General features: G+C 40.4%; 1 protein-coding gene. It reads right to left on the bottom strand.

Annotated features, from left to right (window positions below; all coding sequences use genetic code 11):
- Positions 1 to 272: DDE-type integrase/transposase/recombinase (locus H5201_RS22800; RefSeq protein ID WP_182785474.1), on the bottom strand; the 272-nt coding region annotated here is incomplete at both ends.

Genomic DNA, 272 nt, shown 5'->3' with positions numbered 1-272 from the left:
AATGCCTAATTCTTGCAAGGTAGCCAATAATGTAGCGCCTTTCATTGGGCTGCCATTATCCGAATGTAACGTGACTTGCTCTGGCTTTATTTGCTCTCGACTGCAAATATCCGTCATCAAATCAGCCGCTAGCGCACTTAACTGTGTATCGTGAACCTGCCATCCCACAATTTTTCGACTAAAAATATCCATCACTAAATACAAGTATAAAAATTCGCCCTTAACCGTTGTTGGCAAATATGTAATATCCCATGTGTAAATTTCGTTCACAC

Source organism: Pseudoalteromonas sp. SG43-6, from assembly GCF_014164365.1.
Classification (GTDB): Bacteria; Pseudomonadota; Gammaproteobacteria; order Enterobacterales; family Alteromonadaceae; genus Pseudoalteromonas; species Pseudoalteromonas rhizosphaerae.
The sequence above is the reverse complement of the archived record's forward strand: the minus strand, read 5'-3'. Positions and strand labels throughout refer to the sequence as shown.